General features: G+C 60.1%; 18 protein-coding genes. 11 read left to right on the plus strand and 7 right to left on the minus strand.

Annotated features, from left to right (window positions below; genetic code table 11):
* Positions 1-15: 15 nt before the first annotated feature.
* Positions 16-1,179, plus strand: coding sequence for a M20 aminoacylase family protein (locus ACR0AI_RS12670; RefSeq protein WP_480674436.1), 1,164 nt, complete (start codon positions 16-18; stop codon positions 1,177-1,179).
* Positions 1,180-1,221: 42 nt separating this feature from the next.
* On the opposite strand, the gene ACR0AI_RS12675 is transcribed toward ACR0AI_RS12670, so the two are convergent.
* Both ACR0AI_RS12675 and moaA read right to left on the minus strand, forming a co-directional pair.
* Positions 1,222-2,544, minus strand: a complete 1,323-nt coding sequence (locus tag ACR0AI_RS12675; protein ID WP_480674434.1) for a 3-deoxy-D-manno-octulosonic acid transferase — start codon at positions 2,542-2,544, stop codon at positions 1,222-1,224.
* A 1-nt stretch (position 2,545) separates the two neighbouring features.
* Positions 2,546-3,553 carry a GTP 3',8-cyclase MoaA gene (gene moaA, locus ACR0AI_RS12680; RefSeq protein ID WP_170467931.1) on the minus strand — a complete coding sequence of 336 codons (1,008 nt, stop codon included), beginning with the start codon at positions 3,551-3,553 and terminating at the stop codon, positions 2,546-2,548.
* Between the two features lie 90 nt (positions 3,554-3,643).
* On the opposite strand from moaA, the gene ACR0AI_RS12685 reads away from it, so the two are divergent.
* The gene (locus ACR0AI_RS12685) at positions 3,644-4,078 is read left to right on the plus strand and encodes a hypothetical protein (RefSeq protein ID WP_480674432.1); all 435 of its coding nucleotides are present in this window, start codon (positions 3,644-3,646) and stop codon (positions 4,076-4,078) included.
* Positions 4,079-4,179: 101 nt separating this feature from the next.
* On the opposite strand, the gene ACR0AI_RS12690 is transcribed toward ACR0AI_RS12685, so the two are convergent.
* Genes ACR0AI_RS12690 through glmU form a run of 4 tightly spaced genes read right to left on the minus strand, consistent with a single transcriptional unit; the run spans position 4,180 to position 8,587 of the window.
* Positions 4,180-4,857 carry a DNA alkylation repair protein gene (locus ACR0AI_RS12690; RefSeq protein ID WP_480674430.1) on the minus strand — a complete coding sequence of 226 codons (678 nt, stop codon included), beginning with the start codon at positions 4,855-4,857 and terminating at the stop codon, positions 4,180-4,182.
* A 3-nt stretch (positions 4,858-4,860) separates the two neighbouring features.
* A complete protein-coding gene (locus tag ACR0AI_RS12695) occupies positions 4,861-5,403 on the minus strand; it encodes a pyridoxamine 5'-phosphate oxidase family protein (RefSeq protein ID WP_480674428.1) in 543 nt (180 codons plus the stop codon).
* A 3-nt stretch (positions 5,404-5,406) separates the two neighbouring features.
* Entirely contained in the window at positions 5,407-7,230 is a 1,824-nt protein-coding gene (glmS, locus tag ACR0AI_RS12700; protein ID WP_480674426.1) for a glutamine--fructose-6-phosphate transaminase (isomerizing), read from the minus strand.
* A 4-nt stretch (positions 7,231-7,234) separates the two neighbouring features.
* A complete protein-coding gene (gene glmU / locus ACR0AI_RS12705) occupies positions 7,235-8,587 on the minus strand; it encodes a bifunctional UDP-N-acetylglucosamine diphosphorylase/glucosamine-1-phosphate N-acetyltransferase GlmU (protein ID WP_480674424.1) in 1,353 nt (450 codons plus the stop codon).
* Positions 8,588-8,721: 134 nt separating this feature from the next.
* On the opposite strand from glmU, the gene ACR0AI_RS12710 reads away from it, so the two are divergent.
* From ACR0AI_RS12710 to ACR0AI_RS12720, 3 genes are all read left to right on the plus strand, one after another.
* Positions 8,722-9,393 (plus strand): HAD-IA family hydrolase, encoded by a 672-nt coding sequence (locus ACR0AI_RS12710; RefSeq protein ID WP_480674422.1) that lies wholly within the window; start codon positions 8,722-8,724, stop codon positions 9,391-9,393.
* Between the two features lie 39 nt (positions 9,394-9,432).
* Entirely contained in the window at positions 9,433-10,623 is a 1,191-nt protein-coding gene (locus tag ACR0AI_RS12715; protein WP_480674420.1) for a DegT/DnrJ/EryC1/StrS family aminotransferase, read from the plus strand.
* 169 nt (positions 10,624-10,792) lie between these two features.
* Entirely contained in the window at positions 10,793-11,959 is a 1,167-nt protein-coding gene (locus ACR0AI_RS12720) for an isovaleryl-CoA dehydrogenase (protein ID WP_170375107.1), read from the plus strand.
* 48 nt (positions 11,960-12,007) lie between these two features.
* On the opposite strand, the gene ACR0AI_RS12725 is transcribed toward ACR0AI_RS12720, so the two are convergent.
* Positions 12,008-12,613, minus strand: coding sequence for an OmpW/AlkL family protein (locus tag ACR0AI_RS12725; protein WP_170375109.1), 606 nt, complete (start codon positions 12,611-12,613; stop codon positions 12,008-12,010).
* A gap of 137 nt (positions 12,614-12,750) precedes the next feature.
* Here ACR0AI_RS12725 and ACR0AI_RS12730 point away from each other — a divergent pair, with 137 nt between their 5' ends.
* From ACR0AI_RS12730 to ACR0AI_RS12755, 6 genes are all read left to right on the plus strand, one after another.
* Positions 12,751-14,358: an AMP-binding protein gene (locus ACR0AI_RS12730; RefSeq protein WP_480674418.1), complete on the plus strand. Its 1,608-nt coding sequence runs from the start codon at positions 12,751-12,753 to the stop codon at positions 14,356-14,358.
* Positions 14,355-14,882: a lysozyme inhibitor LprI family protein gene (locus ACR0AI_RS12735; RefSeq protein ID WP_480674416.1), complete on the plus strand. Its 528-nt coding sequence runs from the start codon at positions 14,355-14,357 to the stop codon at positions 14,880-14,882. Before ACR0AI_RS12730 ends, ACR0AI_RS12735 begins: the two co-directional genes overlap by 4 nt.
* A gap of 86 nt (positions 14,883-14,968) precedes the next feature.
* Positions 14,969-16,573, plus strand: coding sequence for a carboxyl transferase domain-containing protein (locus ACR0AI_RS12740; RefSeq protein WP_480674414.1), 1,605 nt, complete (start codon positions 14,969-14,971; stop codon positions 16,571-16,573).
* Between the two features lie 7 nt (positions 16,574-16,580).
* Positions 16,581-17,039 carry a hypothetical protein gene (locus ACR0AI_RS12745; protein WP_480674412.1) on the plus strand — a complete coding sequence of 153 codons (459 nt, stop codon included), beginning with the start codon at positions 16,581-16,583 and terminating at the stop codon, positions 17,037-17,039.
* Positions 17,029-18,957 carry an acetyl/propionyl/methylcrotonyl-CoA carboxylase subunit alpha gene (locus tag ACR0AI_RS12750; RefSeq protein ID WP_480674410.1) on the plus strand — a complete coding sequence of 643 codons (1,929 nt, stop codon included), beginning with the start codon at positions 17,029-17,031 and terminating at the stop codon, positions 18,955-18,957. The genes ACR0AI_RS12745 and ACR0AI_RS12750 overlap by 11 nt, the downstream gene beginning before the upstream one ends.
* Positions 18,958-19,036: 79 nt before the next feature.
* Positions 19,037-19,888 (plus strand): hydroxymethylglutaryl-CoA lyase, encoded by an 852-nt coding sequence (locus ACR0AI_RS12755; RefSeq protein ID WP_480674408.1) that lies wholly within the window; start codon positions 19,037-19,039, stop codon positions 19,886-19,888.
* Position 19,889 lies beyond the last annotated feature (1 nt).

Here is a 19,889-nt window from a genome sequence, read left to right on the forward strand (position 1 = left end):
TAGGAGAGACAAGATATGCCAGTCAAAAACCGCTTTGCGGAACTGCAGGACGAGATCACAACGTGGCGACGTGACCTGCACGAAAACCCCGAAATCCTGTTTGAAACCCACCGCACCAGCGCTTTGGTGGCCGAAAAGCTGACAGAGTTCGGCTGCGATGAGGTCGTCACTGGTATTGGCCGCACCGGCGTTGTCGGTGTGATCAAGGGCAAGTCGGACAGCAAGGGCAAGGTGATCGGTCTGCGCGCGGATATGGACGCTCTGCCGATCCTCGAGGCGACGGGGTTGGACTATGCCTCGAAAACGCCGGGCGCGATGCACGCTTGCGGCCATGATGGCCATACTGCGATGCTGCTTGGGGCGGCGAAGTATCTGTCGGAAACCCGCAATTTCGACGGGACCGTTGTCGTGATCTTCCAGCCCGCCGAAGAAGGCGGTGGCGGTGGTCGTGAGATGTGTGAAGACGGCATGATGGACCGCTGGAACATCCAGGAGGTTTACGGGATGCACAACTGGCCGGGCAAACCGGTCGGCAGCTTCTCGATCCGTCCGGGGTCGTTCTTCGCGGCTACGGACCAGTTTGACATCACGTTTGAAGGGCGCGGCGGCCATGCCGCCAAACCGCAGGAGACGATCGATACCACCGTGATGACGGCGCAGGCGGTGCTGGCGCTGCAAACGATAGCGTCCCGCAATGCGGACCCGGTTGATCAGGTGGTTGTGTCGGTAACCTCGTTCGAGACCTCGTCGAAGGCCTTCAACGTGATCCCGCAATCGGTTCAGATCAAAGGCACCGTGCGCACCATGAGCAAGGAGATGCGCGATCTGGCCGAGCAGCGGATCAACGAGATCTGCAATGGCGTGGCGGCGACCTTTGGTGGCACGGCCAACGTGACCTATATTCGGGGCTATCCGGTTATGGTGAACAGCGATGAGCAGACCGAGTTTGCGGCTGACGTCGCGCGGTCGGTATCTGGTGCTTGCGAAGAGGCCCCTCTGGTCATGGGCGGTGAGGATTTTGCCTTCATGCTGGAAGAACGTCCTGGGGCCTATATCCTCGTAGGCAATGGCGACACAGCCATGGTTCATCACCCCAAATACAACTTCAACGATGAGGCCATTCCAGCCGGATGCAGTTGGTGGGCGGAGATTGTTGAACAGCGGATGCCTGCGGCCTGATGGAGAGGGTGGGGGCTCTGCCCCCACACCCCCGGGATATTTTCAGCCAGATGAAGGGGGATCCTTCGGTTCGAGGTTGAGTGTGGTGCAGAGCGTTTCGATCACGTTTTGCAACGCGTCTTTTTGGGTTGTGACGCAGGCGCGGGCGGCAGAGCGGGCTTGGGTCAGGGCTGCGTCGTTGGACAGCCAGGTGTTGATGGCTTTCTCCAGATCTTCGGCGGTTTCAACCTGAACGGCTCCGCCGGTTTCGATCAGGGGTGCGAAAGTTTCGGCAAAATTGAAGTAGCCCGGACCGGTTATGACGGCAGCCCCAGCTTGAGCTGGCTCGAAGGGGTTGTGGCCGCCGATCTCTCTCAAAGACCCGCCGAGAAAGACAATTGGGTAAAGCGCGTACCACGTGCCGGTCTCGCCAAGGGTATCGGCCACGTAGACTTTTGTCTCATTAGTGATCGATTCGGTCTTGGTTCGGAAGGCCGATGTTAGTTTGGCTTTGGTCAGGAGGGTTGCGACCTCCTCGCGCCGTTCCGGGTGGCGCGGTATCAGCAACAGCAGCAAGTCTGGGTACTGCTTCAGCAAGCCGTTATGGGCGGCCAGAACCGTTTCCTCTTCGCCTGCATGGGTCGAGCTAGCGATCCAGACGGGTCGATCGCCGATCTTGCCTTGGATATCCGTCAGCGTGGTTTGATCCACCGGCAATGGGTCGGACATCGCCTTGAGGTTGGTGCCGGGCTGGACGCGCTGTGAGTCCGCTCCGATGGCGATCAGATTCTTGGCCGTTTTGTCGTTCTGCGTCAGGAACAGCGCGAAGTGGTCCAGGATGAAGCGCGCCGTATCGGGGCGCTTTTGCCAACCTGCGACGGACTTGTCAGACAAACGCGCGTTCAGAAGGCACAGAGGTGTGCCGCGCCCAGCCGTCTCAACGATCAGGCGGGGCCAGATTTCACTTTCTACGAATACGGCGGCATCTGGCGCCCAGTGGTCCAGAAACCGTCGCACAGGCCCGGCGCTGTCCAGGGGTGGAAACTGATGTCGAGTGCGAGGGGGCAGTCGCTTGGCAATCAGTGCGGCAGAGGTGGGCGTGCCGGAGGTGATCAGGAACTCGGCTTGAGGCAGGCGCTCGCCAAGCCGGTGGATCAGGCTAAGCACTGAAAGGCTTTCGCCGACGCTCGCGGCGTGAAACCAGATCAATTGTCCCGGGGGGCGGTCGAGGCTGGCATAGCCCAACCGCTCCTGTTGGCGCTGGTCCGAGACTTCGGCCGCCTGCAGCTTTTTGCGCACGGTCCGCCAGGCCAAAGGCTGCACGAGAGAGGTGACACCGCAGTACAGCTTGTACAGCAGCGTCGGACGAACGTTAGAGCCGAGCATGTCAGCCGCCTGTGTGGCTCATGTGGCGGCTCATCTGGCCATCGACGGCCTGACGGGAATAGTCGAAATCATGCCCCTTGGGTTTGAGGTTGATCGCAGCGCGGATCGCCTCTTCCAAGGGTTTTTCCGTGTCCGGGTGATCGCGCAACGGCGCGCGCAGGTCGGCCATGTCCTCCTGACCCAGGCACATGTAAAGCTCACCGGTGCAGGTCAGGCGCACGCGGTTGCAGCTTTCGCAGAAATTATGGGACAGCGGGGTGATAAAGCCGATCTTCTGGCCAGTTTCTTCAAGCCGGACATAACGCGCGGGCCCTCCGGAGCGTTCGGCCAGATCGGTCACGCTGTAGTGGTTTTCGTATTCCTTGCGCACATCCTTGAGCGACCAATACTGATCCAGTCGGTCCTCATTGCCGATATCGCCCATCGGCATGACCTCGATCCAGGTCAGGTCCATGTCGCGTTCGGCGCACCATTCGGTTATCTGGGGCAATTCGGGTTCGTTGAAGCCCTTCAGCGCCACCGCGTTGATCTTGACCCGCAGGCCCGCCTTTTGCGCGGCATCAATCCCGTTCAGAACCTGTTTCAGACGTCCCCATCGCGTAACGGCTGCGAATTTATCCTCATCCAGCGTGTCCAGCGAGATATTCACCCGCCGCACACCCGCCGCGTAGAGATCATCGGCAAATCGCGCAAGCTGCGAGCCATTGGTTGTCAGCGTCAGCTCTTTAAGCGCGCCGCTTTCCAGATGACGGGTCATGGAGTTGAAGAACGTCATGATATTGCGACGCACGAGCGGCTCACCACCGGTGATGCGCAGTTTCTCAACGCCCATATTCACGAAGGTGGAACACATGCGGTCCAGCTCTTCCAGCGTCAGCAGCTCTTTCTTGGGCAGAAAGGTCATGTTCTCGGACATGCAATAGACGCAGCGAAAGTCGCAGCGGTCGGTTACCGAGACGCGCAGATACGTGATGGCACGGGCGAAAGGATCAATAAGCGGAGCAGTCATGCGGTATAGGTAAAGCTGGAATAGGCCCGCGACAAGAGTGAACTGTGCTTTGGTCTGGTACAGCTGCTTGAGCGGTAGTAGGTTCGGAGTATGAGAGAACTGCTTGTGATATCCTGCGTTTTGCTGGTCGGGTGCGATACCGTGCGTTCGACGACGGATCGTTTGTTGGGGCGCGATGAAGCGGCGGCAGAGGTAACGCCTGCTGCAGTGGAGACCGCACCTGCGGAGGTGGAAAGCTCAGCCTATATCCAGCCTGCAACCGCGACAGCGAACTGGACGGGTGCCAAGACGACCATTGCCGGGTTGGGCGATCCATCGACTCCGGGTCGCTGGATGCAGACGCCCTTGGTCGATTCCGAGGTGACCGCGCGGGTGGTTGTGCCGAAAACCGGGGCGCAGGCCTATATCACGCTGGTTCCGGCCTCGGGGCCCGAGACGGGTGGCAGCCGTTTGTCACTGGATGCCATGCGGGCGTTGCTGGTGCCGTTCGATCAGTTGGTCGAAGTCGAGGTCTACGCGAACTAAGGCGTTCTCGGGTTTTACCTGGATGATCAAGTGACACGAATGTCCCGAGAACGCTGAAAGCGTGGCAGGGTATTTGTGTCACAAGGCTAACCCGAAACGCTCTAACTCTTCAGGTATTTTCCGGCCTCGCGCCGGGCAAAGGGTTTCATCGCGTCGCCATGTGCGTCCAGAAAAGCCACGACCCGTTCGGGATCATGTTTGGAGAGTTCCCGTAGCCACCAAGCGATGGACTTCTGGATGAACCAGTTCCGATCGGGCACATAGCCTGCGGCCCAACCGAGGATTCGATCGCGGCGCGCCAGATCTTCGGGTTTGGGGTGGTTCTGTTTGGTCCAGGGCAGGGTCGAAACCAGAGCAGCGCGGCGGGTCCACATGTGGTCTGATCCCGTCCATGTTTCGACCTGATCCAGCCGCGCGGGATCGGAACTCAGGCGTTTCTGGATGGCGGTACAGGCGTGATCGGCGATGGCCCATGCGTCGAAATCGGGCACCCAGCTTTGCAACAAGGTCCAGACATCCTCATCCGGGCGAATCCGCGCTTGTGTCAGCAGTTTGGAGGCCGCGACACGCGCCTCGTGGATGTTGGTCTGCCAGAGCGCATCCGCGAGGGTGCCGCGCTCAGCAACCGACAAGTCCTTGCGCCAGGCTTTGGTCAGATCGTTGAGAACGGGGACGGCGACACCCAGATAGGCACGCTCGGCCTTGTGATAGGCTGCGACCTGTTCGGCGCGCTCGGCATCGGCATGTGCCTTGATCTGATCCAGATAGGGGGCAAGCATGGTCTAGACCGGAACACCGGTGGGTTTGCCATCAATCGTTTGCTGGTTCTTCTCGACCCAATAGGCGCGGATATCATCTTCCGATTTGCCGTCGACCCATTTTTGCATCGTGTCGCGATCCGACTGGAACTCCATGAACGGAACCGCATAGCCGCAGGAGGTCTGCACCAGATCAATGCTGAGGTCATAGATCTGCCGCGCGCTGCGGTGGTTGGGGAAGTGGCCGGCCAGCTTGTCCCAGCCGTCATCCCCTGCATGTAGCGTCTTCGCGGCGCCATAGGTGCGCAGGATCAGCGGGCGGGTGGTGAAGGAACACCACATCAGGGTCATTCGGTTGACCTCAAGCAGATGCCCGGCGGTCTCATTCCCGCTGCCGGTCAGGTTCATCCAAGCAATCCGGTTTGGTCCCAGAATGCGCAGTGAATCCATGCCTTTGGGTGAGATATTGACCCGCCCCTCAACCCCAGCGCTGCCCACGAAAAACATGTGCTGGTCGGCGATGAATTTCTGATGCGCATCGTCCAGATGAGGGAATTGCTTGGCCATGTCTTACTCCACAGTCACAGATTTCGCGAGGTTGCGCGGCTGATCCACATCCGTCCCCTTTGCGACAGCCGTGTGATAGGCCAGCAACTGTGCCGGAACCGAGTAGAGGATTGGGGTCAGGTTCGTGTGGATGTGGGGCATGCGTATCGTGCTCCAGACATCATCGCCAGCCTCAACGATGCCATCATCGTCCGACACAAGGATGACCTTACCTTTGCGGGCCATGACCTCTTGCATGTTCGAAACGGTCTTGTCGAAAACGGCGTCGCGCGGGGCCATTACCACCACCGGCATATGCTTGTCGATCAACGCGATGGGGCCGTGTTTCAATTCACCCGACGCGTAACCTTCGGCATGGATATAGCTGATTTCCTTCAGTTTCAGCGCGCCTTCCATCGCCAGCGGATACATCAGGCCACGGCCCAGGAACAGCACGTCGCGCGCCTCGGACAGGCGCTGGGCGGATTTGCGTATGGCGCGGTTCTGATCCAAAGCAGCGTTCAGGACCGAGGGTAAGCCGCGCAGAGCGGCGGCGTGATCGGTCAGTTCCTCATCGCTCAGTGTGCCTCGATCAGCGGCGGCCTTGAGCGCAAGCATAAGCAAAACGCTCAGCTGGCAGGTGAAGGCCTTGGTCGAAGCAACGCCGATCTCGACGCCTGCGTAGATGGGCAGGGCTATGTCGCTTTCTCGTGCAATCGAGCTTTCGGGGACATTAACAACCGAAACGATCTTGTCGGCCTTACCCTCGCAATAGCGCAGCGCGGCCAGCGTATCGGCGGTTTCGCCCGACTGGCTAACAAACAAGGCCAGCGTGCGGTCAGTGATCGGAGGTTCGCGATAGCGGAATTCGCTGGCGATATCGACCTCGACCGGCATTTTCGCCAGCTGCTCGAACCAGTACTTCGCCGTCAGGCAGGCATAGAAGGCCGTGCCACAGGCGACCATGGTCAGGCGGTCCAGCTTGGTGAAATCCAGATCGGTCTCAGGCAGAACCACGCGGTCTCCGCCGGTGGGCAGGTAGGAGCGGATCGCCTCGGCCACGACCACCGGTTGCTCGGCGATTTCCTTGGCCATGAAGTGCTTGTGTTCACCCTTGTCGGCGCGGGCCGTATCCAGCTTGATCTTGCGGATCTCACGATTGGCGAGTTCACCGGCCTCGGTGCGAATTTCCAGCGAGGTGCGGGTCAAAACGGCGCGGTCGCCTTCTTCAAGATAGGTGATCTTGTTGGTCAGCGGCGCCAAGGCAATCGCGTCCGACCCCACATACATCTCTCCTTCTCCATGGCCGATCGCCAGAGGAGAGCCCTTGCGCGCGGCCACGATTAGGTCGTCCTGACCGTCGAACAGGAAGGCCAGCGCAAATGCGCCTTCAAGCTGGTCGATGGTCTTGTAGGCCGCTTCGACTGGGGACAGGCCGGTATCTAGGTAATGTGCGGCCATCAGGGCCACGGTTTCGGTGTCGGTCTCGGTCACGAAATCCACACCATGTTCGGCCAGTTCGGCGCGCAGCTCGCGGTAATTCTCGACAATGCCGTTATGGACGACAGCCACAGGCCCCGCTTTGTGCGGATGCGCGTTGGTGACCGAGGGCGCGCCGTGCGTGGCCCAGCGGGTGTGCCCGATCCCGGATTTGCCGGGCAGGGGATCGTGAACCAGAAGGTCGCTCAAGTTCACCAGCTTGCCGACGGCCCGTCGGCGCCCCAAAACGCCATCGTTGACGGTCGCAATCCCGGCGCTGTCATAGCCGCGATATTCCAGCCGTTTCAGGGCTTCGACCAAAATGGGGGCGGCTTCATGCTGTCCCAGAACACCAACAATTCCACACATAAAATCAGGCCTCTTTATCGCGGCGAGCCTTTTTCGCCTTCAACATATCAAACAATTTGCGCGCATAGCCGGGCTTGTTTTCCTGCTTGGCCCGCGCGACGGCCAGCGCCTCGGCTTCTACGTTTTTCGTCACGACCGTGCCGGTCGCCGTCATCGCGCCATCGGCTACGCTGACGGGGGCCACCAGCATCGTGTTGGAGCCGATGAAGACGTTCTCACCAATCGTGGTCTTGTGCTTCATCACGCCGTCATAGTTACAGGTGATCGTGCCCGCCCCGATATTCGAACCCGCCCCGACCGAGGCATCCCCGATATAGCTGAGGTGATTGACCTTTGCGCCCTCGGCGATCTCGGCATTCTTGATCTCGACGAAATTGCCAATGCGCGCGTTTTCCGCCAGTTCCGCGCCGGGGCGCAGGCGGGCATAGGGGCCGATGATGGCCCCTCGGCTGACATGGCAGCCTTCCAGATGGGAAAACGCCCGGATCGCTGCGCCGCTTTCGACGGTCACGCCGGGACCGAAGACCACATTTGGTTCGATCACCGTATCGCGCCCGATCACTGTATCGGCGGCAAGATAGACGGTTTCCGGGGCCATCAGCGTGACGCCCAAATCCAGCAGCTCGGCCCGCGCCTGCGCCTGAAACACCGCATCCGCCGCGGCCAGATCTGCGCGCGAGTTCACGCCCAGCGTCTGCGCCTCATCGCAGGCAACCGCTGTCACGCTCAGATCGCGGGAGCGGGCGATTTCGACCACATCCGTCAGGTAGTATTCGCCCGAAGCGTTGTCGTTGCCGACCGCGTCAATCAGGGACATCAGCGTCGCCGCGTTGCAGGCCAGCAGGCCGGAATTGCAGAATGTGATCGCGCGTTCTTTGTCCGAGGCGTCTTTGAACTCGACGATCCGCTCCAACGTGTCGCCGTTCATCACAAGGCGGCCATAACGGGCCGGGTCGGCGGCTTCAAAGCCAAGAATCACTAGATCATTCTGCGCGCGCGCTTCGATCATCCGCTCGAGTGTGTCTGGCTGAAGGAACGGCGTGTCACCGTAAAGGACCACGACATCGCCATCGAATCCCTCTAGCGCTTTACGGGCCTGCGCGACGGCATGGGCGGTGCCCAGTTGTTCCTCTTGCACGGCGATCTGCGTGGTTTCGTCCTCGGCCTGTGCGACCTTGGCGACGGCCTCGGCCCCGTGGCCCGTGACGATCACGGTGCGCTCGGGCGACAGCACCGATCCAGCGCGCATGGCGTGAACCAGCATCGGAACTTGAGCGATCGGGTGCAGGACTTTGGGGATATCCGAATTCATCCTGGTGCCTTTCCCGGCGGCAAGGATGACAAGGGCGGTGGTCATGAAATCGTTTTCTCTTTGTGTTTTGTTGCCGTCCGTTTTATCCGCTGCGGGCAAAGGCGCAAGCCGTTCGGCCATCAAACTAGATTGCCGATTGCAACAGGACATGGCGGAAACCTGCCGAGCAAGGAGGCGCAATGCGCACGGTCATCTTTGATCTGGACGGGACTTTGGCGGATACTTCGGGCGATTTGCTGGCCGCTGCAAACCATTGTTTTCGCGAGATGGGGCATGGGGATGTACTGGTTCACGGTCAGGATGCGGGCATCGCTGTACGTGGCGGTCGCATGATGCTGACGCACGGCTTGAAGCGTGTCGGGGCCTATCACGAAGACACGGTGGATGCATACTATCCCGTGCTGCTTGAGGCCTATTCCAAAGATATCGACAGCCACACGCAATTCTATCCCGGCGCGCTTGAGGCGGTCGAGGCCCTGAAAACCGCAGGCTATGGCGTTGGCATCTGCACCAACAAGCCGGAACGGCTTGCGCATCAATTGCTCAGTCAGATGGGGGTGCGGGAGCAGTTCGCCTCACTGGTCGGTGCGGATACTCTGCACGTGCGCAAACCCGATCCCGCACCCTTGCGCGAAGCGGCACGGCGGGCGGGGGGGCATCCTGACCTGTGCGTGCTGATCGGCGACTCTGACACCGACCGCAACACGGCCAGGGCCGCCGGGGTGCCCTCGGTGCTGGTCACGTTCGGCCCGTCGGGCGATGATATGGCGGCCTTGGAGCCCGAAGCCCTGCTGCATCACTTTGATGACTTGCCCGAGGTCGTCGAAGGCTTGATCGGTGCGGCGGCATGATCTCTTGACCCGAACAGGATAGAGCCCCAGAACAAAGCCATGACAGAGATATTCACCGGCAGCTTCACGCAGCAGGAACCGATCCCGGACGAGGCAATTGACGCGGCGATGGCCGTTTTGCGTCATGGGCGTTTGCATCGCTACAATGTAGTCCCCGGAGAGTTGGGCGAGACCGCCCTGCTGGAACAGGAATTTGCCGCTCAGATGGGGGCCAAATATTGCCTGGCCGTGTCGTCGGGCGGGTATGCGCTGGCCACGTCGCTCAGGGCCGTTGGGGTGCAGCCCGGCGATCGGGTTCTGACCAATGCGTTCACGCTGGCCCCTGTGCCGGGATCGATTGCCTCGGTCGGGGCCAAGCCGGTTTTTGTGGGCGTGACCGAAAACCTGACCATCGATCTGGACGATCTGGAGGCCAAGCTGGATCAGGCGCGGTTTCTGATGCTCAGCCATATGCGGGGTCATCTGTGCGACATGGATCGGCTGATGCAGATATGTGATGCCGCCGGTGTCATTGTGATCGAGGACTGCGCCCATACGATGGGGGCCGCGTGGCGCGGGCAGCTATCGGGCCGGCAGGGGGCGATCGGGTGCTATTCCTGCCAGACCTACAAGCATGTCAACTCGGGCGAGGGTGGTCTGCTGATCACCGATGATGAAGAGCTTGCGGCCAAGGCCACGATGCTCTCGGGGTCTTACATGCTGTACGAACGCCATCTGGCCGCGCCTGGGCCAGAGGTGTTCGAGCGGATCAAATACACTACGCCGAACGTTTCGGGCCGTATGGATAACTTGCGCGCTGCGATTTTACGCCCTCAGCTACGGGATCTGGATCGGCAGGTTGGCCGGTGGAACGAACGGTATCAGGCCATTGAAGACGGCCTGCGGGGAACGCCTGGCCTGACGATGGTCGAGCGTCCCGAAGCAGAGACCTATGTGGGATCGTCGATCCAGTTCCTGTTGCTCGACTGGCTGCCGGAACGGATCGCCGAGGTGATCAGCCGCTGCGCTAGCCGCGGCGTGGAGTTAAAATGGTTCGGCGGTGCCGAGCCCACCGGGTTTACTTCACGCTATGACAGTTGGCGCTATGCCGAGAGTGAGCGGATGCCTGCCTCGGACCGGGTTTTGGCGGGGATCATGGACATGCGCGTGCCCCTGACCTTTTCGCTGGAAGACTGCCAGCTGATCGCCCGCATCATCCGGGCCGAAATCGGAGCCGTCTACCAATCGTGATCCAATTGAGTGCGCCTGCAGCGCGCGCTTGATTTTTGGGAAACGCCGCCCCGGTTCGGGCGGCGTTTTGCGTGTTGGAACCGGGGCGCCCGGAATGATTGACCCGCCGCAGATTCGCTGGTATCCAGTTATTGAACACTTGTTCATTAATGCTGAGAGGAGAGCGTCAATGTTCATGGCGAGTATGCAATTCGATCTGGGCGAGGACGTGAACGCGCTGCGCGAGATGGTGCATCGCTGGGCGCAGGAGCGGGTCAAGCCGATGGCGGCCGAGGTCGATGCGTCGAACGCATTCCCCAATGAGCTTTGGACCGAGATGGGCGCGCTGGGCCTTCTGGGCGTGACCGTGCCTGAGGAATATGGTGGCGCTGGCATGTCCTATTTGGCGCACACGATCGCGATTGAGGAGATCGCGCGAGCCTCTGCCTCGGTTTCGCTGTCCTATGGCGCGCATTCGAACCTCTGCGTGAACCAAATCAAGCTGAACGGCACGGAAGAGCAAAAACAAAAATACCTCCCACGCCTGATCTCGGGCGAACATGTGGGCGCGCTTGCGATGTCCGAACCCTCGGCTGGATCGGATGTGGTTTCGATGAAGCTGCGCGCCGAGAAGCGCAATGATCATTACCGCCTGAACGGGAACAAGTATTGGATCACCAATGGGCCGGATGCGGATACTCTGGTCGTCTATGCCAAGACCGACCCGGATGCGGGATCCAAAGGGATCACCGCGTTTCTGATCGAGAAAGAGATGACGGGATTCTCGACCTCACCCCATTTCGACAAGCTTGGGATGCGTGGGTCCAACACCGCAGAACTGATCTTTGAAGACGTAGAAGTACCGTTTGAGAATGTTCTGGGCGAAGAGGGCAAGGGTGTTGCCGTTCTGATGTCCGGGCTCGACTATGAACGTGTTGTGCTGGCCGGGATCGGAACCGGCATCATGGCCGCCTGTCTGGATGAAATCATGCCCTATCTGGCCGAGCGCAAGCAGTTCGGCAAACCCATCGGCATGTTCCAACTGATGCAGGGCAAGATCGCGGATATGTACACCGCGATGAACTCGGCCCGTGCTTACGTTTATGAGGTCGCCAAGGCGTGCGACCGTGGGGATGTGACTCGTCAAGACGCTGCGGCGTGCTGCCTCTATGCCTCTGAGGCGGCGATGACGCAGGCGCATCAGGCCGTACAGGCGATGGGAGGGGCGGGGTTCTTGTCAGACGCTCCGGTCAGTCGGATCTTCCGAGATGCCAAGCTGATGGAGATCGGGGCCGGGACCAGCGAAATCCGCCGCATGCTGATTGGTCGCGAATTGATGGGCGAAATGTTGGGGTAAGAGGTCGCCCCGCAGCTGAGGGAACTGCGGGGCGTTTCGATCAAAGGATCAGAAGCGATGGACGTAGGATACGCCGACCAGCCAAGGATCGATTTCCGCGGTACCGATATCGGCACCGTTCAGTTTGACGTCCGAGTCGATATCGAACCAACGCACGTTCAAACGGACAGCGCCTTGTTCAGTGATCTGATAGTCCAAACCAGCCTGAAGCGACAAACCGAACGAGTTGTCCAGTTCCAGGTCGCCCAGAGGAGAGCTTTCTTCAAAGAAGATAGTGTAGTTGAGGCCTGCGCCGACATAGGGCTTCCACGCGCTGTTGGTCGGGAAGTGGTAGTTCAGCGACAAGGTGGGGGGCAGGTGCTTGGTGCTGCCGGCGTCGGTGCTGCCACCCAAGGTGATATCGTGTTCGAATGGCGTGGAGGCCAGCAATTCGATACCCAAGTTGTCCCGAATGAAGTATTCGACGGTAAAGATCGGACGGGTGTCGTCGTCGACCTCGGCGTCAAATCCGGCCAGCGTTCCATTGTCGGATTTCGGGTCCAGGTAGCCGACACCGAAACCAACGGTCCAGTCACCTTGCGATTGGGCGAGTGCGGGGCCAGCCAGCGCGACCAGCGCGGTGGAGAGTGTCAAAGCGGCGAGTTTATTGGTCATTGTTCTGCCTTTGGTTCAGTTGATGACCGCTGTTTTGCACGGGCGCTGCCTGCGCTCTCTGATCTGAGTCAAATTTGCGTGAGCGCACCCGGCAAGTGTGACATGTCTGCAGGCCCCGAAAATAAAGGAAAATTTTGATGTCAGGCGATCTGCGCATACCGGGTTTGCGCTCGGCGGGTGGCTGGGATGTCCCCGATCGGCTGAACATGGCGCGCCAGTGTCTGAACCATCCGCCCGAACAGGTCGCTTTGGTCGATCTGACCGAGGGCGAGGAGCGGCCGGTAACTTATGGTCAGCTGCACGAGATGGCCGATGGGCTTGCGCGGGCGCTCTTGCCCAAGGTTCAGGCCGGTGACCGGGTTGGTGTTTTGCTCAGCCAGTCTCCGTGGTGCGCCGCAGCGCATCTGGCGATTTGGAAGATCGGCGCGATCTCGGTGCCTCTGTTCAAGCTGTTCAAACAGGACGCGCTGCGCTCCCGCGTGGCGGATGCCGGGGCAGGGATCGTTCTGACGGATGCTGAGGGCGCAGGGCTGCTGGGTGATCTGGCCGAGCCGATGATCGCCGCTGAGGTTGCCCATCCCGGCCCAGAGCTGCCCTTTGCGGATACCGGCCCCGAAGACGCCGCCGTGCTGATCTATACGTCGGGCACAACCGGCAGACCCAAGGGGGCCTTGCACGGGCACCGCGTGCTGACCGGCCATCTCCCCGGCGTTTCGATCAGCCACAATCACCTGCGCGCGGGGGATTGCCTTTGGACCCCGGCGGATTGGGCCTGGATCGGAGGGCTGTTCGATGTTCTGATGCCGGGTCTTGCTCTGGGCATTCCCGTGGTGGCCTCGCGGCTGGACAAATTCACCCCCGAGGCCTGTGCCGATGTGATCGCGCGTGGCGGCGTACGCAACGTGTTCTTCCCTCCGACCGCGCTGCGGATGCTGAAGGCAGCGGATCAGAGCATCCCCGGCCTGCGTTCGGTCGCATCTGGGGGTGAGCCTCTGGGCGCCGAGATGCTGGCGTGGGGTCAACAGGCCTTTGGCCTGACGATCAACGAGTTCTACGGCCAGACCGAATGCAACATGGTCGTCTCGTCCTGTGCCGAGGATTTCCCGGTGCGTCCCGGCTGTATCGGCAAACCGGTTCCGGGCCACGAGGTTGCGGTGATTGATGAGGACGGCACACCCACGAGGGACGAGGGTGATGTGGCCATCCGGCGCGGCTCGGCCTCGATGTTGCTGGAATACTGGAACCGGCCTGATGCCACGGCTGAGAAGTTCCGGGGCGATTGGCTGATCACCGGAGACCGAGGCGTTTGGGAAGGTGACTATCTGCGCTTCGTCGGGCGCGATGATGACGTGATAACCTCTGCCGGATACCGCATCGGCCCGGCTGAGATCGAGGATTGCCTGCTGACCCACCCGGCGGTGGCAACGGTCGGCGTGGTCGGCAAGCCCGACCCGCTGCGGACCGAGATCGTGAAGGCCTATGTGGTTTTGAAACCGGGGGCCGAGGCCTCAGGGCCGGAGTTGCAGGACTGGGTCAAGGACCGTCTGGCGCAGTATTCCTATCCGCGCGAGGTGGCGTTTCTGGACGAGTTGCCGATGACGGTCACGGGGAAGCTGATCCGGCGTGAACTGAAGGCGAGGGCTGCGAGGGAAACTAGCATTTCAACTCAAGATAGAATTGATGCCTTCGGTCAAGCAACGTATCCCTCTGCTACGTACCATTCCAATAAGGATAGAAGAATATGAGATTCCTTATCTCGTCCATTGCGTTCAGTGTCTTCGGCCTCATTTCTGCTGCAGCTTTTGCTCAGCCGTTAGAAACGATTGATGATTTCGACTCTCCAACACATCTGAACATGGCTGAGTGTTTCGACTGGGAGTATTCGGACCAACTCACTTGTTTTGAGCAAGCCATGAGCCGCTGCTACCGATTTACTCAAAACCTAGGTACAGCTGGTGGTGCTTACTATTGTAGCTACATTGCTTTTGAGGAAATCGACGCAAGGCTCAATGAAGTCTATCCAGCCTATCTGGCCGCTGCGAGAAACAATGCCCACGGTGTCGAATGGCTTGAAGAGAGCAAAGAGATGCTGCGGGAAGCTCAAAGAGCGTGGGTCAAATATCGAGATTCGATGTGCGAGATTGAGGCGAGTTGGAACGCTATCAACTCTGGCTACGGTGCTGTAGTCGATGACTGCAGATCAAGACTTACGCTCATGCAAATGCAAACACTGCACTCTGAATTGGGCGGCTTTATCCACGAGCAATAAAGACATTGCCCACGGGCCGGATCGGGTTGATCCGGCCTGTGAACAAGGCCTTGAGCTTTTCGAAACGAGAATGGGATCGTATAAATATGAAACTTACATCCAAGGCCATCCCAAGCTCTGAGGGCTTCAAGGCCAACCGCGCAGCCCATCTCGACGCGCTGGCTCAAATCTCAAGCGCGGCCGAAGCAGCCCGTATGGGAGGTGGAGAAAAATCCCGTGCGCGGCACGTCTCTCGGGGCAAGATGCTTCCCAGACGTAGGGTTGCAAACCTGCTCGATCCGGGGTCTCCGTTTCTCGAAATTGGCGCAACTGCGGCTCATGGGATGTATGGCGATGCCGCGCCTTGTGCCGGGGTGATCGCTGGGATTGGCCGAGTACAGGGGCGCGAGGTCATGGTGGTGTGCAACGACGCCACCGTGAAGGGCGGCACATACTATCCGATGACCGTCAAAAAACACCTTCGCGCGCAGGAGATTGCCGAGGAGAACCATCTGCCCTGTATCTATCTGGTGGATAGCGGCGGCGCGAACCTGCCCAATCAGGATGAGGTTTTCCCCGACCGCGACCACTTTGGCCGTATCTTCTATAACCAAGCGCGGATGAGCGCGAAGGGGATTGCTCAGATTGCTGTGGTGATGGGGTCCTGTACGGCGGGTGGGGCCTATGTGCCCGCAATGTCGGACGTGACCATAATTGTGAAAGAACAGGGTACGATCTTTCTGGCCGGGCCGCCTCTGGTCAAGGCCGCGACTGGTGAGGTTGTGAGTTCCGAAGACTTGGGCGGCGGTGATGTCCATACCCGCCTGTCCGGCGTGGCGGATTATCTGGCCGAGGATGACGCCCACGCACTGGCTTTGGCGCGTCGGGCTGTCGGCTCGTTGAACCTGCGCAAACCGCAGACGGTCGATTGGGCAAGCCCGGAAGATCCTGCTTACGACCCTGAGGAAATCCTCGGCGTTGTTCCGGCTGACCTGCGCACGCCTTATGACATCCGCGAGGTGATTGCGCGTCTGGTTGATGGCTCTCGGTTCGATGAGTTCAAGCCGCGCTTTGGCGAGACACTGGTAACTGGCTTTGCCCATGTCAAAGGCTGCCCTGTGGGCATCATCGCCAACAATGGCGTGCTGTTTTCCGAGGCCGCGCAGAAGGGCGCGCATTTTGTTGAGCTATGTTCTCAGCGTCGCATCCCGCTGGTGTTCCTGCAGAATATCACCGGCTTTATGGTCGGACGCAAATACGAGAACGAAGGCATCGCGCGGCATGGGGCCAAGATGGTGACGGCGGTGGCGACAACCTCGGTGCCGAAAATCACGATGCTGGTCGGAGGGTCTTTTGGAGCTGGAAACTATGGCATGGCCGGTCGGGCCTATCAGCCGCGGTTCCTGTGGACCTGGCCGAACTCGCGGATTTCTGTAATGGGAGGCGAACAGGCCGCGGGCGTTCTGGCCACCGTCAAGCGCGATGGGATCGAGCGGCAGGGCGGGACGTGGTCGGTTGAGGAAGAGGCCGAATTTAAACGCCCGACCTTGGACATGTTCGAGGAGCAGTCTCATCCGCTCTATGCCTCGGCTCGGTTGTGGGATGACGGCATCATCGACCCGCGCAAATCGCGCGATGTGCTGGCCCTGTCGCTAAGCGCCGCTTTGAACGCTCCGATCGAGGAAACGCGTTTCGGCGTGTTCAGGATGTGATTGCCCAATGGACACACATTTCACGAAATTGAACAAGGATTGGAACGCGGATCCGAATGCGCCGATGCCGGTAGCTGCAAGAGCAGGTGGCGATCTCTGGTTGCGGTTTTGCCCAAATGAGTGGTTGAACCCATCGCATCTGGCGCGAGGGCATCTGTTTATCCGGTTTGCTGGTTGCCAGCGATTTCGTTTCACGTCGATTAATGATCACGGGTGGTTCGGTGGGCAGTGCAGATTCAGCAAAGTGGCGCCAGCTTGGGGAGAGTTTTACGAGGTGGATGGCGACTTTATAGAAAGTCTCGACGAAACACCTTGGACCATAATTTCGGCCAGGTCTGACCTTGCGAGAAACTTTCTGTTCTATTTCCGCGATGAAGCTTTCGAATGCACTGCATCCTCTTGGAGCCTAAGCACCGAATGCTCGTCTGGTTCTATCTTCGAAGAGGCGGTTTGTCATGTTCAGTAAAATCCTAATCGCAAACCGTGGCGAGATCGCCTGTCGCGTTATCGAAACCGCTCAGAAAATGGGTGTGTCCTGTGTGGCAGTTTATTCGCATGCGGATGCTTCGGCCAAACATGTGCAGATGGCGGATGAGGCGGTGCATATTGGCGGGGCGGCACCCGCCGAAAGCTATCTGAAGGGTGATGTGATTATTCAGGCGGCGCTTGATACGGGCGCGCAGGCGATCCATCCCGGCTATGGGTTTCTGTCCGAGAACCCGGATTTTGTGGATGCAGTTGACGCCGCAGGGCTGACCTTTATCGGACCATCGGCGGATGCGATCCGTAAGATGGGTCTCAAGGATGCGGCCAAGGCGTTGATGGAGGACGCAGGCGTTCCCGTTGTGCCCGGATATCATGGTGACAATCAGGACCCCGCTCATCTGGCCGAGGCAGCCGCGGCCATCGGCTACCCCGTTCTGATCAAGGCGGTTGCGGGCGGCGGCGGCAAAGGAATGCGGTTGGTCGAGACGCCCGAAGCTTTCTCAGACGCTCTGGACAGCGCGCGCGGTGAGGCAAAAACCGCCTTTGGCAATGATGCGGTTCTGGTCGAGAAATTCGTCTCCAAGCCTCGGCATATCGAAGTTCAGGTCTTTGGCGATGGTACCCATGCGGTGCATCTGTTTGAACGTGATTGCTCGCTTCAACGGCGACATCAGAAGGTGATCGAAGAGGCTCCGGCCCCCGGCATGACGCCCGAGATGCGCGAGGCGATGGGGCAGGCCGGTGTGCGTGCGGCAGAGGCAATTGGCTACAAAGGGGCCGGGACGGTTGAGTTCATTGTCGACGCGTCGGAAGGGCTGCGGCCGGATCGATTCTGGTTCATGGAGATGAACACGCGCCTGCAGGTTGAACATCCGGTGACTGAGGCGATCACGGGCGTTGATCTGGTCGAATGGCAGCTGCGCGTAGCAGCGGGTGAAACCCTGCCCAAGCAGCAGAACGACCTGTCGATCAACGGTCACGCGTTTGAGGCACGGCTTTATGCTGAGGATGTGCCCAAGGGATTTTTGCCAGCAACGGGAACTCTGACCCATCTGCGGTTTCCGCCTGAGTGCCGCGCGGATAGTGGCGTGCGGGCGGGGAATACGATCAGCCCCTGGTATGACCCGATGATCGCCAAGGTCGTCGTGCATGGCCCGACCCGCGCGGTCGCGCTTGAGGGCTTGCATCGCGCCCTGCGTCAAACCGAGGTCGCAGGGACGGTGACCAATCTGGCCTTCCTTGGCGCTCTGACTCGCCATGGTGGGTTTGCCTCGGGCGATGTGGATACGGGTCTGATCGGGCGTGACCTTGAGGATCTTGTGCAGACGGCGGAAGCGACCACTGCCTCGGTGGTGGCCGCAGCGATGACAGCGCTGGGGCTGACAGAGACGACCTCTGAGACTGGCTTCACCCTGTGGGGACCGTTGCACCGTGCCGTGCAGCTGATGCGCGACGGTGAGGTCCTTGATCTGGATGTTCAGGTCGAAGGCCCGCACCGGCAGGTCTGGACGGTGAATGGCGCGCCGGTGACTGCGCAGCGCAATGGTGGTTGGGTCGTTGATGGGCAGCGCATGCCCAATGTCGCCGTCGCTGGGCCTCAGATCACGGTGTTTGATGACTATGGTCAGGTGTTCGAAATAGTCGACCCCTTGGATCGCGATGCCAGCGCTGCAGGAGATACCAACGTGATCGAGGCGCCGATGCCGGGTCTAGTCAAGGCCGTCTTTGCCTCGGCAGGGCAAGCGGTGAAAGAGGGCGACCGGCTGGCGATTCTGGAAGCCATGAAGATGGAGCATTCACTGCTTGCGGCGCGCGACGGTGTGGTGGCCGAGGTGTTAGCGGACGCAGGCGCACAGGTAGAGGCTGGTGCGGCACTGGTTCGTTTGGCTGAGGATTGATCTGTTCGGTCCGTGCATTGCGTGGCACAGTCGGGCCATCCGTATTTAAAACGAGAAGAAGCCGGGGAGGGATGCGCTGATGAAAGAACGCGTCGAGATATTCGAGGTCGGGCCAAGGGATGGGCTTCAGAACGAAAAGCGCGAGATTCCGGTGGCCGAGAAAGTGGCGCTGGTCGATTGCCTGAGCCGCGCCGGGTTCAACCGGATTGAGGTGGCCAGTTTCGTGTCGCCCAAATGGGTGCCGCAGATGGCGGGAAGCGGCGCGGTTCTGGCTGGGATCAAACGGGCCGAGGGCGTGCGTTATGCGGCGTTGACGCCGAACATGCGCGGCTATGAAGACGCGTTGGCGGCCAAAGCGGACGAGATCGCAGTGTTTGCATCAGCCTCCGAGGGGTTCTCGAAAGCCAACATCAACGCGACCATCGCGGAATCCATTGAACGGTTCGTGCCGATCCTTGAGGCCGCGCGCCATATTGACCTGCCCGTCCGGGGTTATGTCTCATGCGTGACCGATTGCCCATATGATGGTCCGACCCCACCCGAAAAAGTGGCTGAGGTCGCGGACGCTCTGTTCGCGCATGGGTGTTATGAGATTTCGCTTGGCGACACGATCGGGCAGGGAACTCCGGACAAGATTGCGCATATGCTGCTGGCGGTGCGCGACAGGGTGCCCGTTACCCGGCTTGCGGGCCATTTCCACAACACCAACGGGCGGGCGATGGACAATATTGATGCCTCGTTGGCGCTGGGCGTGCGGGTGTTTGACGCTGCCGTCGGTGGCTTGGGGGGATGCCCTTATGCACCCGGCGCGGCTGGCAACGTCGCGACCGAAGCTGTCGCCGCCCATCTGGAGCGGCTGGGATATGAGACCGGTCTGGACGCAGCAGTTTTGGACGAAGCCGCGCAGATTGCGCAGGCCATGAGGGGCTAAC

It is taken from the genome of Ruegeria sp. BG3 (genome assembly GCF_056538485.1).

Coding starts and splice junctions, on each gene's coding strand:
- ACR0AI_RS12670 (WP_480674436.1), top strand. CDS start 16: ATGCCAGTCAAAAACCGCTTTGCGGAACTGCAGGACGAGATCACAACG.
- ACR0AI_RS12675 (WP_480674434.1), bottom strand. CDS start 2,544: ATGCTCGGCTCTAACGTTCGTCCGACGCTGCTGTACAAGCTGTACTGC.
- moaA (WP_170467931.1), bottom strand. CDS start 3,553: ATGACTGCTCCGCTTATTGATCCTTTCGCCCGTGCCATCACGTATCTG.
- ACR0AI_RS12685 (WP_480674432.1), top strand. CDS start 3,644: ATGAGAGAACTGCTTGTGATATCCTGCGTTTTGCTGGTCGGGTGCGAT.
- ACR0AI_RS12690 (WP_480674430.1), bottom strand. CDS start 4,857: ATGCTTGCCCCCTATCTGGATCAGATCAAGGCACATGCCGATGCCGAG.
- ACR0AI_RS12695 (WP_480674428.1), bottom strand. CDS start 5,403: ATGGCCAAGCAATTCCCTCATCTGGACGATGCGCATCAGAAATTCATC.
- glmS (WP_480674426.1), bottom strand. CDS start 7,230: ATGTGTGGAATTGTTGGTGTTCTGGGACAGCATGAAGCCGCCCCCATT.
- glmU (WP_480674424.1), bottom strand. CDS start 8,587: ATGACCACCGCCCTTGTCATCCTTGCCGCCGGGAAAGGCACCAGGATG.
- ACR0AI_RS12710 (WP_480674422.1), top strand. CDS start 8,722: ATGCGCACGGTCATCTTTGATCTGGACGGGACTTTGGCGGATACTTCG.
- ACR0AI_RS12715 (WP_480674420.1), top strand. CDS start 9,433: ATGACAGAGATATTCACCGGCAGCTTCACGCAGCAGGAACCGATCCCG.
- ACR0AI_RS12720 (WP_170375107.1), top strand. CDS start 10,793: ATGTTCATGGCGAGTATGCAATTCGATCTGGGCGAGGACGTGAACGCG.
- ACR0AI_RS12725 (WP_170375109.1), bottom strand. CDS start 12,613: ATGACCAATAAACTCGCCGCTTTGACACTCTCCACCGCGCTGGTCGCG.
- ACR0AI_RS12730 (WP_480674418.1), top strand. CDS start 12,751: ATGTCAGGCGATCTGCGCATACCGGGTTTGCGCTCGGCGGGTGGCTGG.
- ACR0AI_RS12735 (WP_480674416.1), top strand. CDS start 14,355: ATGAGATTCCTTATCTCGTCCATTGCGTTCAGTGTCTTCGGCCTCATT.
- ACR0AI_RS12740 (WP_480674414.1), top strand. CDS start 14,969: ATGAAACTTACATCCAAGGCCATCCCAAGCTCTGAGGGCTTCAAGGCC.
- ACR0AI_RS12745 (WP_480674412.1), top strand. CDS start 16,581: ATGGACACACATTTCACGAAATTGAACAAGGATTGGAACGCGGATCCG.
- ACR0AI_RS12750 (WP_480674410.1), top strand. CDS start 17,029: ATGTTCAGTAAAATCCTAATCGCAAACCGTGGCGAGATCGCCTGTCGC.
- ACR0AI_RS12755 (WP_480674408.1), top strand. CDS start 19,037: ATGAAAGAACGCGTCGAGATATTCGAGGTCGGGCCAAGGGATGGGCTT.